The 16,261-nt window shown below is 72.5% G+C and carries 13 protein-coding genes; 9 read left to right on the forward strand and 4 right to left on the reverse strand.

Annotation, left to right across the window (positions count from 1 at the left end; all coding sequences use genetic code 11):
• Positions 1-9: 9 nt before the first annotated feature.
• The 3 genes from ACK8HX_RS07425 to ACK8HX_RS07435 all read right to left on the reverse strand — a co-directional run bounded on the left by ACK8HX_RS07425 (position 10) and on the right by ACK8HX_RS07435 (position 3,242).
• Positions 10-804: a DUF1295 domain-containing protein gene (locus ACK8HX_RS07425; protein ID WP_411940038.1), complete on the reverse strand. Its 795-nt coding sequence runs from the start codon at positions 802-804 to the stop codon at positions 10-12.
• Entirely contained in the window at positions 804-2,132 is a 1,329-nt protein-coding gene (locus ACK8HX_RS07430; RefSeq protein ID WP_411940039.1) for a class I SAM-dependent methyltransferase, read from the reverse strand. Before ACK8HX_RS07430 ends, ACK8HX_RS07425 begins: the two co-directional genes overlap by 1 nt.
• Before the next feature lie 87 nt (positions 2,133-2,219).
• Positions 2,220-3,242: a MerR family transcriptional regulator gene (locus ACK8HX_RS07435; RefSeq protein ID WP_411940040.1), complete on the reverse strand. Its 1,023-nt coding sequence runs from the start codon at positions 3,240-3,242 to the stop codon at positions 2,220-2,222.
• Positions 3,243-3,343: 101 nt separating this feature from the next.
• Here ACK8HX_RS07435 and ACK8HX_RS07440 point away from each other — a divergent pair, with 101 nt between their 5' ends.
• The 8 genes from ACK8HX_RS07440 to ACK8HX_RS07475 all read left to right on the forward strand — a co-directional run bounded on the left by ACK8HX_RS07440 (position 3,344) and on the right by ACK8HX_RS07475 (position 11,589).
• Positions 3,344-4,639 (forward strand): NAD(P)/FAD-dependent oxidoreductase, encoded by a 1,296-nt coding sequence (locus ACK8HX_RS07440; protein ID WP_411940041.1) that lies wholly within the window; start codon positions 3,344-3,346, stop codon positions 4,637-4,639.
• Complete coding sequence (locus tag ACK8HX_RS07445; RefSeq protein WP_411940042.1) at positions 4,636-5,391, forward strand: DUF1365 domain-containing protein; 756 nt, start codon at positions 4,636-4,638, stop codon at positions 5,389-5,391. The genes ACK8HX_RS07440 and ACK8HX_RS07445 overlap by 4 nt, the downstream gene beginning before the upstream one ends.
• Positions 5,388-6,638, forward strand: a complete 1,251-nt coding sequence (locus ACK8HX_RS07450; protein ID WP_411940043.1) for a class I SAM-dependent methyltransferase — start codon at positions 5,388-5,390, stop codon at positions 6,636-6,638. Before ACK8HX_RS07445 ends, ACK8HX_RS07450 begins: the two co-directional genes overlap by 4 nt.
• Positions 6,635-7,066 carry an SRPBCC family protein gene (locus ACK8HX_RS07455; protein WP_411940044.1) on the forward strand — a complete coding sequence of 144 codons (432 nt, stop codon included), beginning with the start codon at positions 6,635-6,637 and terminating at the stop codon, positions 7,064-7,066. Before ACK8HX_RS07450 ends, ACK8HX_RS07455 begins: the two co-directional genes overlap by 4 nt.
• Entirely contained in the window at positions 7,063-8,064 is a 1,002-nt protein-coding gene (locus ACK8HX_RS07460) for an NAD(P)H-binding protein (protein WP_411940045.1), read from the forward strand. Before ACK8HX_RS07455 ends, ACK8HX_RS07460 begins: the two co-directional genes overlap by 4 nt.
• 51 nt (positions 8,065-8,115) lie before the next feature.
• Positions 8,116-8,841, forward strand: coding sequence for a CPBP family glutamic-type intramembrane protease (locus ACK8HX_RS07465; RefSeq protein ID WP_411940046.1), 726 nt, complete (start codon positions 8,116-8,118; stop codon positions 8,839-8,841).
• A 10-nt stretch (positions 8,842-8,851) separates the two neighbouring features.
• Positions 8,852-10,219: a cryptochrome/photolyase family protein gene (locus ACK8HX_RS07470; RefSeq protein ID WP_411940047.1), complete on the forward strand. Its 1,368-nt coding sequence runs from the start codon at positions 8,852-8,854 to the stop codon at positions 10,217-10,219.
• Positions 10,220-10,512: 293 nt separating this feature from the next.
• Entirely contained in the window at positions 10,513-11,589 is a 1,077-nt protein-coding gene (locus ACK8HX_RS07475; protein ID WP_411940048.1) for a TerC/Alx family metal homeostasis membrane protein, read from the forward strand.
• 93 nt (positions 11,590-11,682) lie between these two features.
• Here ACK8HX_RS07475 and ACK8HX_RS07480 read toward each other — a convergent pair whose 3' ends face one another.
• Complete coding sequence (locus ACK8HX_RS07480; protein ID WP_411940049.1) at positions 11,683-15,351, reverse strand: PxKF domain-containing protein; 3,669 nt, start codon at positions 15,349-15,351, stop codon at positions 11,683-11,685.
• Position 15,352: 1 nt separating this feature from the next.
• Between ACK8HX_RS07480 and ACK8HX_RS07485 the strand changes: the two genes are divergently transcribed.
• A complete protein-coding gene (locus tag ACK8HX_RS07485; RefSeq protein WP_411940050.1) occupies positions 15,353-16,201 on the forward strand; it encodes a hypothetical protein in 849 nt (282 codons plus the stop codon).
• Positions 16,202-16,261 lie beyond the last annotated feature (60 nt).

A 16,261-nucleotide genomic window follows, 5' to 3' on the forward strand; every position in this document is an offset into this window, starting at 1 on the left:
CCGCGTGCGTCAGGGCCGGCGGGCGCGCTTCCGAGGGGGGAGTGGGACGAACATGCTCGTCCGCGCCATGTACTCGGGGTAGCCGGGGCGCTTCGCCATCTCCGACTCCAGCAGCCGGGCCCCGGTGGCGAAGGCGAGGAAGTACGTCATGACGACCGGCGAGAGCACCGTCAGGACGCCGGGCCAGGCCTCCGCCGCGACGACGAACAGGCCCCACCAGACCGCCGAGTCGCCGAAGTAGTTCGGGTGTCGGGTCCATGCCCACAGCCCGCGGTCCATGACCCTCCCCCTGTTCGCCGGGTCGCGCTTGAACGCCGCGAGCTGAGCGTCACCGACCGCCTCGAAGGTCACGCCGACGACGACGACGAGCACCCCGAGCGCCGCGACCCAGCCCAGCGGGCGGTCGGTCGCCGCGGCCACCTGGAGCGGCAGCGAGACGAACCACGCCGCGAGGCCCTGGACGAGGAACACCTTGCGCACGGCGAACGCGAACCGCCGCCCCTCGGGCGCCTCCGACAGCAGCTTCTCGTAGCGCGGGTCCTCACCGGCGCCGACGGCCCGCCGCCGGATGTGCCACGCCAGCCGCCCGCCCCACGCGGTGACGAGCACGGCGAGCAGCAGCGAGCGCACGGAGCCGGTCCCGACGAGGTGGGCCACCCAGGCGATCGCGACGAACACGAGCCCCCACGCGACGTCGACGACCGCCACCCGACCGAGGCGGCGGGCGACGACGGCCGTCACCCCCATGGCGACGGCCGCGGTCGCCAGCGACGCGAGGCAGACGGCCAGGAGGGTGCCGCCCATCAGCGCGCGGGGTCGGACACGACCGCCGGGCCGCCGGGGCGCCGGAGCAGGAGCTGGTCGACCCCCATCCGCCCGTCCCGGAACGCCTGCGAGCCGCCGACGAGGTAGAGCCGCCAGACCCGCGCCGCCTCCTCGCCGATGAGGTCGACGACCTCGGCCCAGCGCTCCTCGAGGGTGCGGTGCCAGGCGTCGACGGTCCACACGTAGTGCTCCCGCAGCGCGTGGACCCCGCGGACCTCGAACCCGGCGCCCTGCAGGAACCCGAGGGTCTCCCCGACCGGGCGCATCGTCATGTCCGGGGCGATGAAGGACTCGATGAACGGCCCGCCGCCGGGGTGGTGGCCGGCGAAGCGCGACATCTGCTGCACGAGGACGTAGCCACCGGGGCGCACGCAGCGGTGCAGCACCTCGGCGTACGTCGCGTAGTTCTTCTCACCCACGTGCTCGCCCATCTCGAGCGAGGCGACGGCGTCGTACGGGCCGGAGCCGATCTCGCGGTAGTCGCGCAGCTCGATCCGCACCCGGTCGCCGAGCCCGCGCTCGGCGATCCGGCGGTCGATGAAGGCCTTCTGCTCGGCCGCGATCGTCACGCCGGTGACCTGCGCCCCGAAGTGCTCCGCGGCGTACAGCGACAGCGACCCCCACCCGCACCCGACGTCGAGGAAGCGCATCCCCTCGCGCAGGCCGACCTTGCGGCACACGAGGTCGAGCTTCGCGGCCTGCGCGTCCTCGAGCGCCATGTCCGGCCCGTCGGCGAAGTACGCGCTGGAGTAGGCCATGTGGTCGTCGAGGAGCAGCTCGTAGAAGTCGTTCGACAGGTCGTAGTGGTGGCTGATCGACGCCCGGTCCCGCGCGAGGGAGTGCAGGCGCCCCTTGATGACGGCCTGCGTCGCCGGCGGGGCCGGCCGCCGGGCGAGCGCCCCGGTCTCGCGGGCGAGGCGCACGAGGTCGGGGAGGAGGCGGGCGACCCTCGCGGGTGTCAACGGCGGGAGGTCACGCTCGGCGACCGTGGCCCGCACGAGGTCGAGCGTGCCGCCGATGTCGCCGTGCACCTCGAGCTCGCCCGTGACGTACGCCTGCGCCGCGCCGAGCTCGCCCGGGTGCCACAGCAGCCGGGTCAGGGCCTGCGGCGTGCGGACCTCGACGACGGTGGCGTCCTCCGGTCCGGCCTCCGACCCGTCCCAGGCCCGGAGGCGCACCGGGAGCGGCCCGCGCAGCAGCGGGTGCAGCGCGGCCTCGATCCTCGGGGCCACCCCACCGGGCGGCGGGCTCACCGGAGCGTCGGAGTCGGTGGTTGCGGGGGTCGGGCGGTCGTGGGTCAGCGTCATGGGGCGGCCTCCTGCCGGGCGGGCGGTGGGTCGAAAGAACCAGGTCGAGCGAGTGCGTTCGAGCGAGTGGCGGTCGAACGGGTGGTCTCAGGCAGTGGGCGGTTCGGCGCCGGCGTGGTCCCCGGATGCCCGGTCGGCGCCCGTCGCCTCGCGGCGGGACCGCCGCTCGCGGGCGGAGGCAGTCAGCTCGGCGACGGCGGCGAGCAGGTCGGGGCCGAGGAGGCCGACGCCGACCTCCTCGAGGACGCGCGGCGTCGCCCCCCGCCCGGCCAGCCACAGCGGGTACTGCTCGCCGAGGCGCCGCAGCGCCGCGCCGTGGGCGCGGAACCCCGACGGACGGCGGCAGGCGAGGATGACGGCGTCGGCCTGGGCGATGCGGGCCGCGCCGGCGAGGGAGTGGACCGGCGTGTCCGGACCGAGGTAGCGGATCCGCCACCCCGCCCGACCGAGCAGGACCCCGAAGCCGAGCAGCACGATGTCGTGGAACTCCCCCGGGGGACAGGCCAACACCGCCACCGGTCCGGACCCCACGCCCCACGTCAGGGACAGCGCCCCGAGCCGCCGGCGCAGGAGGCTGCTCGCGAAGTGCTCCTGGGCGACACCGATGCGTCCGAGCTCCCACATCTCGCCGATGCGGCGCAGGAGCGGGAGGGTGACGTCGATGATCGCGCTCTCGACCGAGCGCTCGAGGAAGGCGGTGTCGAGGACGGCGTGGGCGCGGTCCTCGTCGAGGGCGGTGACGGCGTCGAGCAGCTGGGCGACGAGCATCGGGGGGTCGGCCCGCAGGCTCGACGGGGCCGAGCCGGGGTCACCGGTGACCTCCTCACCGGATGCCCGGGGCGCCGCGTGCCCGCGCTCGTCGCCCGGGGACGGGTCGAGGGCGCTGACACCGGCGCGCTCGGCGGCCAGCACGCGCCGGGACGCCTCGACCGCGCTGACCCCCTGGTCGCGCAGCGCGACGACCTCGCGGACCCGGCGCTCGTCCTCGGGGCCGTAGAGGCGGTAGCCGCCTGCTGACCGGATCGGCTTGAGCAGCCCGTACCGGCTCTCCCAGGCGCGCAGGACGTGGGTGCTGACGCCGACGCGGGCCGCCAGCTCCCCAATCCGCATCGTGGGTGGGACCGAACCTCTCACGACAGCCACCGTAACCCGGTGACGGAGATTTGACAAACATTTGACGACGCTGGTCGGAGGGTTCTACGGTCATGGCCATGCCACCTCTCGCCCCGGACGGTGCCGCACGACAGGACGCCCGCCGCGAGCGGGTGGCCGTCGTCGGCGCGGGGGTCTCCGGGCTCACCGCCGCCCACGTCCTCAGCAGGTCCTTCGACGTCACCCTCCTCGAGGCCGACCAGCGCCTCGGCGGGCACGCGCACACCCACACGGTCGAGACGGCCGTCGGGGAGCTGCGGGTCGACAGCGGGTTCATCGTCCACAACGACCGCACCTACCCGCTGCTGCGACGGCTCTTCGGCGAGCTCGGCGTCGAGGCGCGCGACACCGAGATGTCGATGAGCATCCGCGACGAGGCGACCGGCACCGAGTACGCCGGCGGACGCGGCCTCAAGGGCTTCGTCGCCCGGCCACGCCAGCTGCTCGACAGCGAGTACGTCGGGATGCTCCGCTCGGTGCGCCGCTTCCACGTCCTCGCGCGCACCTTCCTCGACGAGACGACCGACGAGGACACGACGACCTACGGCGACTTCATCCGGGACGGCGGGTTCCCCGAGTCGTTCACCCGGCTCTACGCGGTTCCGCTCGTCGCCTGCGTCTGGTCCAGCGGCGGCGAGGAGGCGCTCGGCTACCCGGCCCGCTACCTCTTCCAGTTCCTCGACCACCACGGGATGCTCTCCGTGGGCGACTCCCCCCAGTGGATGACCGTCGTCGGCGGCTCGCGCACCTACGTCGACCTCCTCGCGGCCCGGCTGCGCGACGTGCGGTCGGGCGACCCGGTCACCTCGGTGCTGCGGGCGCTCGACGGCGTCGAGGTCCGCACCCGCTCGGGCACCGTCGAGCGCTTCGACCGCGTCGTCCTCGCCTGCCACGCCGACGACGCGCTCGCGCTCCTCGCCGACCCCTCGCCGGGGGAGAAGGAGGTCCTCGGCGCGTTCAGGTACACGAGCAACGAGGCCGTCCTGCACCGCGACGGGTCCCTGATGCCGCGCGCCCGCCTGGCCCGCTCGTCCTGGAACTACCTCGTCGGCACCGACCCCGCGAAGGGCGCCGTCGTCACGTACTGGATGAACCGCCTCCAGGGGCTGCCGGCCGCGGAGCCCTTCTTCGTGACCCTCAACGCCACGGAGCGCATCGACCCCCGGAGCGTCGTCGCCACGATGGAGTACCGCCACCCGCTGTACGACCTCGCGGCCGTGCGCGCCCAACGCCGCCTGGCCGGGCTGGCCACGGACACGACGGCGTTCGCCGGGGCGTACCACGGCTGGGGGTTCCACGAGGACGGCTGCCGGTCGGGGGTCGAGGCGGCCGCGGCCTTCGGGGTCACCTGGTGACCACCGTCGCCGACCTGCCCGACCTGCCGGCGCTCGTCGTGGGCCGGGTCCACCACACGCGCCACCGGCCGGTGCGGCACGCCTTCACCCACCGCCACTACCAGTGGCTCGTCGACCTCGACGACCTGCCGCGCCTGCCGCGGTGGCTGCAGCCCCTGGCGACCTTCCGCGGCGAGGACCACCTGTCGGGGAACCCGGGGACGGGCGCGCTGCGCGCCAACGTGCTGCGCGTCCTCGAGCGCGAGGGCATCGCCGCGGACGAGGTCACCCGCATCGTCATGCTCGCCAACGCCCGTGTCCTCGGGCACACCTTCGACCCGATGAGCGCCTTCTGGTGCTTCGGCGCCGACGGCGCCCTGCGGGCCGTCCTCGTCGAGGTCCACAACACCTACGGCGGCCGGCACGCCTACGTGCTGCGACCCGACGCCACCGGTCGCGCGGACACGGCCAAGGAGTTCTACGTCTCGCCGTTCAACGACGTCGAGGGCGACTACGCCATCCGCTTCCACCTCGCGCCCGGCAGGGTCGGGGTCGCCATCCGCCTGCTCGTCGGTGCCGAACCCCTCGTGACCGCCTCGGTCACCGGGGTGCCGGAGCCGGCCACCACGCCGGCCGTCGTGCGCACGGTGCTGCGACACCCGCTGATGACACAGCGGGTGAGCGGGCTCATCCGGGTGCACGGCATCTGGCTGTGGCTGCGCCGCCTCCCGGTCCGTCCCCGTCCCGCCACCTCGCTGGAGAGTGTGAGATGACCACCGAAGCCCCCCGGCTCGAGCTGACCCCGACGCTCGGCCTGTCCCGCGTGCTGACCCGTGGGTCCGTCGCCCGCCGGATCGTCCACGCCACGGTCGCGGGGATGGACGTGCGGCTGCGCTACCCCGACGGCACCGAGGTCGGCGGTGGCGGCCCCGGCTCGCCGGTCCTCGACGTCGTCCGTCCCGGTGCGCTGTACCGCCGCCTCGAGGCCCACCCGAAGATCGGACTCGGCGAGGCCTACATGGCCGGCGACTGGCGCGCCGCCCCCGGCACCGACCTCGCCCGGGCCCTCATGCCCTTCGCCGCCCGGATGGGCCGCCTCGTCCCGCGGCCGCTGCTGTCGATGCGGGCCGTCGTCGACCGCGCCATCCCCCGGTGGCAGCGCAACACCCTCGAGGGCTCGCGCTCGAACATCAGCGCCCACTACGACCTGAGCAACGACCTCTTCGCGGCCTTCCTCGACCCCTCGATGTCGTACAGCTCGGCGATCTTCGACCCCGCCCGCCCGCTCGCCGACCAGGACCTCCACGAGGCACAGGTCCGCAAGGTCGAGTCCGTCCTCGACGCCGCGTCGGTGCGCGAGGGCAGCCGCGTCCTGGAGATCGGCACCGGCTGGGGCGAGCTCGCCATCCGGGCCGCCCGGCGCGGCGCGACCGTCGTCTCCGTGACCCTCTCCGCCGAGCAGCGGGCGCTCGCGATGGAGCGGATCGCCGCCGCCGGTGTCGCCGACCGGGTCGAGGTCCTCCTCCAGGACTACCGCGAGGTCACCGGCCGGTTCGACGCCGTCGTCAGCGTCGAGATGATCGAGGCCGTGGGCGAGGAGTACTGGGGAACCTACTTCCAGAAGATCGACGACGTCCTCGCACCCGGAGGCGCGGTGGCCATCCAGGCCATCCTCATGGAGCACCACCGCCTGCTCGCGACGCGCGGCTCGTTCGGCTGGATCCAGAAGTACATCTTCCCCGGTGGCCTCATCCCGTCGATGCAGGCGATCCACGAGGTCACCCGCGACGCCACGTCGCTGCGCGTGGAGCGCGTCCACGCGTTCGGCACCGACTACGCAGAGACCCTCCGCCGCTGGCGGGAGACCTTCGACAACCGGTGGCCGGAGATCCGCACCCTCGGGTTCGACGAGACCTTCCGCCGCATGTGGGAGTTCTACCTCGCCTACTGTGAAGCGGGGTTCGCGACGCACTACCTCGATGTCGCACAGATCCGACTGGCCCGCAAGGAGGCCCGATGACCACCGTCGAACGGACCGTCACGACGACCACCGCCCCGGACGTCGTGTTCCCGTACCTCGTCGACTTCACCAACGCGACCGACTGGGACTCCGGAACCGTCTCGTGCGACCTGGTCTCCGGTGACGGGGGCCCGGGAACGGTGTACCGCAACGTCTCCCGCTTCATGGGCAACGAGGTCGAGCTCGAGTACACGACGCAGGAGGTCGCCCAGCCGCGCTTCGTCATCGTCGGTCGCAACGACACGACGACGAGCCACGACACGATCACCGTGACCCCCGGGCCGGATGGCGGGTCCACCGTCACCTACCGCGCCGACTTCTCGTTCACGGGGCTGGCGAAGTACGCCGCGCCGATCCTCAAGCCGTTCCTCGAGAAGCTGGGCAACGACACGGGCGCGCAGCTGAAGCAGGCCCTGGACCGTCTGTGAGCCAACCCCGCCGCGCCCTCGTCACCGGAGTCACCGGCTACATCGGCTCACGACTCGTCCCCCGCCTCGTCGACGAGGGGTGGCAGGTGCGGGTCCTCACGCGCGACGAGGCCAAGGTCGCCGAGCGGTGGTGGCGGCCGGAGGTCGAGGTCGTCGAGGGCGACGCCACCTCGCGCGACGTCCTGCGCGAGGCGCTCGAGGGGGTCGACGTCGCGTACTACCTCCTCCACTCGATGGACGGCGAGGGTGGCTTCGTCGAACGCGACCGCGAGCTCGCGCGCACCTTCGGGGTCGCGGCCTTCGAGGCCGAGGTCGGCCGGATCGTCTACCTGTCCGGGCTGCACCCCGACGACGGGCCGCTGAGCGACCACCTCGCCTCGCGGGTCGAGGTCGGCGACCTGTTGATGGCGAGCGGCGTCCCGACCGCGGTGCTGCAGGCGGCGGTCATCCTCGGGTCGGGGTCGGCGTCGTTCGAGATGCTGCGGCACCTCACGACTCGCCTGCCCGTCATGGTCACCCCCAAGTGGCTCGACAACCGGATCCAGCCGATCGCCATCCGCGACGTCCTCCACCTCCTCGTCGGGGCCGCCGACCTGCCGCCGGACGTCAACCGGACCTTCGACATCGGTGGGCCGGACGTCCTCACCTACCGCGAGATGATCACCCGGTTCGCGCGGATCGCGGGGCTGCGGCCGCGCGGCATCGTCACCGTCCCGGTGCTGACGCCGCACCTGGCCAGCCAGTGGGTGGGCCTCGTCACGCCGGTGCCCACGGGTGTCGCCAAGCCGCTCGTCGGGAGCCTGCTCCACGAGGTCGTCCGCACCGAGCACGACCTCGAGGGGTACGTCGGCGAGCCCGAGGGCGGGGCGCTGTCGTTCGACCGGGCCGTCGCCGACGCGATCGCCGGCGACGGGGCCGACCCCCGACCCGAGCCCGGCACCGTCGACCCCGCGCGGGTCACGGCCGCCGACCCCGCGTGGGCCGGGGGCGGCTCGTGACGGCGGGCCGGCTCGTGACGGCGGGGCGACCCGGAGGGCGGTGAGCGCCTCGTGGTGAACCCCGTCGCCGAGCTGCGCGCCTTCGTCCGTGCCGCGCTCGTCACGCCGGTCGAGCGTGACCACACCGAGCCCGACTGGGCCTTCCGGCGCCGGCGCGTCGTCTCCGTGGTGACCCTCGTCGTCGGGGCGGCCGTCCTCGCGTGGGCCCTGCGGATCGAGCCCGGCGACCCGACGTTCTACGCGGCGACGTTCGCCCTCGCGGGGGTGTGGGCCGTCGGGGCGCTGCTGTCCGGACCCCTCCACCTGGGGCGGGCCCACACCCGCGCCGGTCGGGGCTCGAGCCGGGCGGTCGTGCAGTCCCTCGCCCTGGGTGCCCTGCTGCTCGGGCTGTTCATGGCCGGGGCGGTCGTCGTCGCGCAGGTGCCGGTGCTCCGCGACCCGGTGCAGGAGCTGCTCGACCACGCCCGGGTCGGGTCGCTCGGGCTCGTCACCGTCATCACCGTCGTCAACGGGATCGCCGAGGAGCTGTACTTCCGCGGGGCCCTCTACGCGGGGGTCGGCCGCCGGCACGCGGTCGCGGTGACCACGGTCGTGTACGCGCTCGTGACGGCGACCGCCGGCATCCCGCTCCTCGTCCTCGCGGCCGTCGTCGTCGGACTGGTCGTCGCGTTCCAGCGACGGGTGACGGGCGGCATCCTCGGGCCGGCCATCACCCACCTCACGTGGTCGCTCGGCATGCTCTTCCTCCTGCCCCCCGTCCTCGACCGGCTCTCGTGAGGAGCGCCCGATGACCTCGATCCTCTGGCTGCGCCGCGACCTCCGGCGGCGCGACCACCCGGCGCTGCTCGCGGCCCGCGACGCCGCGGGTGACGGGGACCTCGTCGTCGCCTTCGTCGTCGACCCCGAGCTCTGGTCCGGGGGAGGGGCCGCCCGGCGGGCGTGGCTCGCGGCCAACCTCCGGGCGCTCGACGAGTCGCTCGACGGCACCCTCACCCTGCTCCACGGCGACCCACGCCGGGTGGTGCCGGCCCTGGCCCAGCGGGTGGGGGCGTCCTCGGTGCACGTCACCCGCGAGACGACCCCGGCCGGCCGTCGCCGCGACGAGGTCGTGGCGAAACGGTTGGGGGAGAGCGACATCGACTGGGTCGAGACCGGCACTCCCTACGCAGTGGGGCCGGGGCTCGTCGTCAATGGGTCCGGAGACCCGTACAAGGTGTTCACCCCGTTCTCGAAGGCCTGGCGCGCGCACGGGTGGCCCGACCCGGCGCCGACCCCGAGGTCCCTGCCGATCAGGAACGCCCGCAACGACGCCGAGGCGACGGCCGCCCTCGACGCAGCGCTGTCGGCGCCGGACCTCCCCGAGCTGCCCCCGGCCGGGGAGGAGGCGGCGCTGCGCCGCTGGCGGGCCTGGCGTGAGCGGGCGCTCGAGAACTACGCCGACGACCGGAACCGGCCCGACCTCGACGGCACCTCTCGGCTGTCGCCGTACCTGAAGCTCGGTGTCGTGCACCCGCGCACGCTGCTGGCCGACCTCCACGACGAGCGGGGCGAGGGGGCGCACACGTACGAGACCGAGCTGGCCTGGCGGGAGTTCTACGCGGACGTCCTCCACCACCAGCCGCGGACGGCGTGGGAGGACCTCCGACCCGAGATGTCGCGGATGCGGTACTCGGAGCCCGAGGACGCGGTCGAGGCGTGGCGCACCGGGCAGACCGGCTACCCCGTCGTCGACGCGGGGATGCGCCAGCTGCTCGCCGAGGGGTGGATGCACAACCGGGTGCGCATGATCACGGCGAGCTTCCTCACCAAGGACCTCCACGTGTGGTGGCCGCTCGGGGCGCGGCACTTCCTCGAGCACCTCGTCGACGGCGACATCGCGTCCAACAACCACGGGTGGCAGTGGGTCGCGGGCACGGGCACCGACGCCTCGCCCTACTTCCGCGTGTTCAACCCGGTGACGCAGGGGCTGCGCTTCGACCCCGAGGGCGACTACGTGCGCCGCTGGGTGCCCGAGCTCGCGCACCTGCCCGGGAAGGCGGCCCACGAGCCGTGGGAGCACGCCGACGGGTACGCCCACGGCTACCCGGAGCGGATCGTCGACCACGCCGTCGAGCGCGACGAGGCCCTCGCGCGACTCGAGGCCACCAAGCGCTGACGCCCACCCCCGGGTCCCAACTTTCCCGCCTGATGCCGGAAGCTTCGGTGAGACACCCCGAACTTCGGGGTGCTCCACCGAAGGTTCCGGTGTCAAGGTTCGACGCCCCGGACGAGACCGATTCGGGAACCGGTCGCGTCCTTCGTACGATGGATGCCACGAGGGGAGTACTTCTCGAAGCTCGTGCCGGTCAGTACGACCACCTGGTGGTGGTCCCGGCGCGACGCCGCCCGGCCCGGCCGGACCGGTGAAGGAGACCTCAGGACCGTTCCACGTGCCCTGAGGAGCCCGTCATGTCACTGCTCTCCGCCCTGCCCGTCACCGCGCCGTCGGCTGCTGCCCCGCCCGGTGCCCCCCTCGACACGGTCGGCACGCCCGTCCTCTGGGGCGTCACGATCGCGGTCGTCCTCGCGCTCTTCGCCCTCGACTTCGTCCTGACCCGCAAGCCCCACGCGGTCTCGATGAGGGAGGCCGTCGCCTGGTCCTCGTTCTACGTCGCGATCCCGGTCGCGTTCGGCGTCTTCGTCTGGTCCCGGTACGGCGGCGACCGCGGGCTCGAGTACTACACCGGCTACCTCGTCGAGAAGTCGCTGTCGGTCGACAACCTCTTCGTCTTCATGCTCCTGCTCGCGGCGTTCGCCGTGCCCGACGAGCTGAAGCAGCGCGTCCTCCTCATCGGTGTCGCCGGCGCCCTCGTCCTGCGTGGCATCTTCATCGCCCTCGGGGCCCAGCTCATCTCCTCGTTCTCGTGGACCTTCCTGCTGTTCGGGGTGATCCTCCTGCTCACCGCCGTCAAGGTCGGCCGCAACGCGGTGTCCGGGGCCGACCACGCCGTCGACATCGGGTCGATCCGCAGCGTGCGGGTGTTGCGCCGGTTCTTCCCCGTCTCCGAGGAGTACGCCGGAACCCGGATGACGGTCGCGCAGGCCGGGCGCCGCGCCCTCACCCCACTCGCGCTCGTGACGGTCGCGATCCTCGGCACCGACATCGTCTTCGCGGTCGACTCGGTGCCCGCGGTCTACGGCATCACCGGCGACCCGTACCTCGTCTTCGCGACGAACGCGTTCGCGCTGCTGGGTCTTCGCGCGCTGTACTTCGTCCTCGAGGGCGCGCTCGGCTCGCTCGCGCACCTCGGCCACGGGCTCGCTGCGATCCTCGCGTTCATCGGCGTCAAGCTCGTCCTCCACTGGGCCCACGGCATCTGGACCTGGGTCCCGACCGTCCCGACGCTGGCCTCGCTCGGCGTCATCGTCGGCATCCTCACGCTCGTCACCGTGACGAGCCTGCTCGCCAAGCGGCGGGCAGAGCAGGGCGAAGAGCAGGACGACGCAGAGGAGGACGTGGCCACGGCGCGTGCGACGGCCCCGTAGGCGTCGTGGTCGCTGCACGCCCTCAGTCGTGGCACGGAGCGAAGGGGCCGGGTCCACACGGACCCGGCCCCTCGCCTCCTCTGGCTCAGCGCGTCACTTCAGCTTGAAGTAGGCCATGAGGGTGCCGCCGTCGGCGGTGGTCATCGTCACCCTGTAGCACTTGCCTGCCGTGCTCGGCGTCTTCCAGTTGTAGATGAACTGACCGGCGGTGGAGTCGTACCGGAGGGCGGTCCCACCAGTCGCCACGGTCTCGATGTCGTCCGTGATGGTCGCCAGGGTGCAACTGGTCTCGGCGTACGCCAGCGACTTGACCGCGTCGACTGTGGTCTTCTCCGTGGAACCGGCGAAGACCTCGAACTTCAGCGGAACCGTGCTGCCACCCTTCACCGTGTTCAGGACGTTGTTCATGTCGACCGGCTGGTAGAAGCCCTTGAGCGTCCACCAGGAGGCGATCTTGAACGTGGCGGATCCGGTGCTGCCCGTGTGGTTGACGTCGCCCGACCAGGTGGCGCTCGCCGTGGCGGTCCCGGCGTCGACGTTGTTGGTGTACGACGGGGCCAGGTTGACCGGAGCCATGCCGGCGCCTGTCGCCTGAGCCGTGCACGGCGTGATCGCCGAGCCCGTCCAGTCGACCGACACCGGGCAGGTCACCGTGACCAGGCTCGTGGCCTTGCCGATGGTGATGGGGGCGGTGCCGGTCTGGTCGTTGTAGTTGTCGTTGCCGGTGAGGGTCCAGGTGGCGGTGCCGCCGGGGACGTCGGTGAAGGTGGCGCCGAGGTTCAGCGTGCCGGGGCTCTCGCCGCCGATGCCGGTGCAGGTGCCGGTGGCGCCGTGGGCGAGGCCGTCGTAGGTGCCGGTGAACCCGCTGATGGTGCAGCTGGCGTCGATCGGGGTGATCGTGACGGTCACGGTGTCACTGGCGCCGAGGTGGTTGGCGGACTCGGACAGGGTCCAGGTGGCGGTGCCGCCGGGGACGTCGGTGTACGAGCCGCCGCGGTCGAGGTTGGCGGTGAGGTCGGTGCCGTCGACTCCGACGCAGGTGCCGAGGGCGCCGTGGGCGGTGGCGGTGTAGGAGCCGCTGTATCCGGTGATGGTGCAGATGGGTGCGGCCTTGGCGATGGTGAAGCCTTCGGACGCGGAGTCGCCGGTGTGGTTGCCGTCCCCTTCCCAGGTGGCGCTGGCCGAGGCCGGGCCCGCGTTGACGTTGTCGGTGTAGTCGACGTCGAGCTCGACGGGGAGGGCGCCGACGCGGGAGGCGGTGGCGTTGCACGGCTTGACCGCGTTGCCGGTGTAGACCTTGGCGCCGTCGCAGATCAGGGTCACCGTGGAGGTGGCCTTGCTGATCTCGATCTGGACCGAGCCGGAGTCGTCGGCGTAGTTGGTGCCGCCCGTGAAGGTCCACTCGGCGGTGCCGCCGGGGACGTTGGTGAAGGTGTCGCCGAGGGTCAGGCCCGGCAGCTCCTCGTCGTTGACGCCGGTGCAGGTGCCGGTGGCGCCGTGAGCGGCGGCGTCGTAGACGCCGGTGTAGCCGACGATGCCACAGTCGGCGGTGGCCTTGCCGATGGTGATGGGGGCGGTGCCGGTCTGGTCGTTGTAGTTGTCGTTGCCGGTGAGGGTCCAGGTGGCGGTGCCGCCGGGGACGTCGGTGAAGGTGGCGCCGAGGTTCAGCGTGCCGGGGCTCTCGCCGCCGATGCCGGTGCAGGTGCCGGTGGCGCCGTGGGCGAGGCCGTCGTAGGTGCCGGTGAACCCGCTGATGGTGCAGCTGGCGTCGATCGGGGTGATCGTGACGGTCACGGTGTCACTGGCGCCGAGGTGGTTGGCGGACTCGGACAGGGTCCAGGTGGCGGTGCCGCCGGGGACGTCGGTGTACGAGCCGCCGCGGTCGAGGTTGGCGGTGAGGTCGGTGCCGTCGACTCCGACGCAGGTGCCGAGGGCGCCGTGGGCGGTGGCGGTGTAGGAGCCGCTGTATCCGGTGATGGTGCAGATGGGTGCGGCCTTGGCGATGGTGAAGCCTTCGGACGCGGAGTCGCCGGTGTGGTTGCCGTCCCCTTCCCAGGTGGCGCTGGCCGAGGCCGGGCCCGCGTTGACGTTGTCGGTGTAGTCGACGTCGAGCTCGACGGGGAGGGCGCCGACGCGGGAGGCGGTGGCGTTGCACGGCTTGACCGCGTTGCCGGTGTAGACCTTGGCGCCGTCGCAGATCAGGGTCACCGTGGAGGTGGCCTTGCTGATCTCGATCTGGACCGAGCCGGAGTCGTCGGCGTAGTTGGTGCCGCCCGTGAAGGTCCACTCGGCGGTGCCGCCGGGGACGTTGGTGAAGGTGTCGCCGAGGGTCAGGCCCGGCAGCTCCTCGTCGTTGACGCCGGTGCAGCTGCCGGTGGCGCCGTGGGCGGCCGCGTCGTAGACCCCGGTGTAGCCGACGACGTCACAGACCGGGGTGGCCTGGGTGATGACGATCTCGGCGGTGCCGGAGTCGGCCACGTAGTTGGTGCTGGCCGGGATGGACCAGCTGGCGGTGCCGCCGGGGACGTCGGTGAAGGTGTCGCCGAGGTCGAGCCCGCTCAGGGTCTCGCCCTTGACGCCGACGCAGTTGCCGCTGGCGCCGTGCGGGTCACCGTCGTAGACCCCGGAGTATCCGGCGATGCCGGAGCAGTCCGGCGCGGCCTGGGTGATGGTGATGGCGGCGGCGCCGCTGTCGGCCAGGTAGTTGGTGCTGGCCGGGATGGACCAGCTGGCGGTGCCGCCGGGGACGTCGGTGAAGGTGTCGCCGAGCTCGAGCCCGCTCAGGGTCTCGCCCTTGACGCCCACGCAGCTGCCGCTGGCGCCGTGAGCCTCACCGTCGTAGACGTCTGTGTAGCCGTCGACGTCACAGACCGGTGTGGCCGGGGTGATGACGATGTCGACGGTGCCGCCGGTGGCGACGTAGTTGCCGCTGTCGGGGGTGAAGCTCCAGGTGGCGGTGCCGCCGGGGACGTCGGTGAACGTGGCGCCGAGGTCGAGGTCGCCCTCGAGGTCCTCGCCGTCGACGCCGACACAGGTTCCGGTGGCGCCGTGGGCCTCACCGTCGTAGACGCCGGAGTACCCGTCGACGGCGCAGTCCGGCGTGGCCCCTCCGATGGAGATGGAGACGCTGCCGCTGTCGGACTCGTGGTTGGCACTGGCCGGGAGGGACCAGTTCGCGGTGCCGCCGGGGACGTCGGTGAACGTGGCTCCGAGGTCCAGGTCGGCGAGGACCTCGCCGTCGACGCCGACACAGGTTCCGGTGGCGCCGTGGGCCTCACCGTCGTAGACGCCGGTGTAGCCGGTGATCGACGAGCAGTCCGGGGCGGCCTTGCCGATCTGGAACGTCGTCGTGCCGGTTGCGGGGGCGTGGTTGGCGTCACCGGCGTAGCCGGCCGAGGCCGTGGCGGTGCCGGCGTTCGTGTTGTCGCTGTAGGTCACCGTCAGTGCCTCGTCCAGGCCCGGACCATTGGCCGATGCGGTGCAGGAGGGCGTGATCGGTGAGCCGGTGTAGGTGTACGGCCCGGGGGCGCACGTCACGGTGACCGTGGTCGTGGCCTGGCCGATCGTGAAGTTCTCGCTGTCACTGCTCGCCGCCAGGTTGGCGGTACCGGTGTACGAGGCGCTGGCCGTCGCGGTGCCGGCGTTGGTGTTGTTCGAGTACCCGACGGTGAGCGACTGGTTCAGACCGGGGCCGCTGACGGATGCGGAACACGGGGTCTGCGCACTCCCGGTGTACGGCTGCGGCTGCGAGGGGCAGCTCACGGTGGTCGTCGTCGAGGCCTGGGTGATCTGGAAGGTCTCCGTGTCGTTGCTGGCGAGATGCGTCGCGGTCGGACCGAAGGATGCAGAGGCCGTGACGGCGCCGACGTTCACGTTCGGGGTGTACGACACCGTCGGGTTGGCGACGAACGCCCCGCCGACCGTCTCCGTCGTGGTGGCGGTGCACACCGCGACGGGCATTCCGGTGTACGGAGAGCTGGTCGGGCACGAGACGGTCGTCGTCGTCGCCTTCGCGCAGTCCTCGGCCGTCCAGTTGAAGCCGATGGATCCGGTACGCGTCAGGCTCCCGCCACTCGCCTCGGTGCCCACGGCGTTCACCGTGATGGTGGCGGTCCCGGAGCCGGTCGCCGTCGGTGTCACCCTCACGCTGACGCTCTTCTTGGCCGTGATGACCCCGTTGGCCGACCCCTCCCAGGTGGTCGGCACGGTCAGGTCACTCGTGCTGTCCGCGGGGATGGTGGCACTCACGACCGCGTTGTTGCTCGACACCTGGAGGTCGACCGAGGTTCCGTCCTCGTACACGTTGTTCCCGGAGCCCTGCCCCTGGCGCGTGATCCACACCTCGATGGTCCGCGTGGTCTGGACGCCGGTGCAGATGCTGCCGAGGGCGACGGGAGCCTGGACGCCGGACGTGACCGTGTCACCGTCGACGATCACGTTGTCCGCGAGGGCTGCACCTCCCCCGGCAGCGATGATGACGGACGTGATGGCGAGGGTGGCGACAGCGCGCACCCGTGACATTGGGCTCATTGGCCCTCCCCTGACGGTCAACAAATGGTCACCGAACGGTAAAGCCGCGCCCGTGACCTGCGCAGACGAATGGAGAAAGTGACCCAAGTCACTTGTGGACGCTCTCAGCAGCGCCCAGGTGGACGCCCCTCTGGCAGCACCT

The organism is Oryzobacter faecalis, assembly GCF_046764005.1.
Taxonomy (GTDB): Bacteria; Actinomycetota; Actinomycetes; order Actinomycetales; family Dermatophilaceae; genus Oryzobacter; species Oryzobacter faecalis.

What these genes read in the sequence shown, in the direction of transcription:
- ACK8HX_RS07470 (WP_411940047.1), top strand. Translation starts at nt 8,852, where the DNA reads ATGACCTCGATCCTCTGGCTGCGCCGCGACCTCCGGCGGCGCGACCAC.
- ACK8HX_RS07440 (WP_411940041.1), top strand. Translation starts at nt 3,344, where the DNA reads ATGCCACCTCTCGCCCCGGACGGTGCCGCACGACAGGACGCCCGCCGC.
- ACK8HX_RS07430 (WP_411940039.1), bottom strand. Translation starts at nt 2,132, where the DNA reads ATGACGCTGACCCACGACCGCCCGACCCCCGCAACCACCGACTCCGAC.
- ACK8HX_RS07455 (WP_411940044.1), top strand. Translation starts at nt 6,635, where the DNA reads ATGACCACCGTCGAACGGACCGTCACGACGACCACCGCCCCGGACGTC.
- ACK8HX_RS07435 (WP_411940040.1), bottom strand. Translation starts at nt 3,242, where the DNA reads ATGCGGATTGGGGAGCTGGCGGCCCGCGTCGGCGTCAGCACCCACGTC.
- ACK8HX_RS07475 (WP_411940048.1), top strand. Translation starts at nt 10,513, where the DNA reads ATGTCACTGCTCTCCGCCCTGCCCGTCACCGCGCCGTCGGCTGCTGCC.
- ACK8HX_RS07425 (WP_411940038.1), bottom strand. Translation starts at nt 804, where the DNA reads ATGGGCGGCACCCTCCTGGCCGTCTGCCTCGCGTCGCTGGCGACCGCG.
- ACK8HX_RS07450 (WP_411940043.1), top strand. Translation starts at nt 5,388, where the DNA reads ATGACCACCGAAGCCCCCCGGCTCGAGCTGACCCCGACGCTCGGCCTG.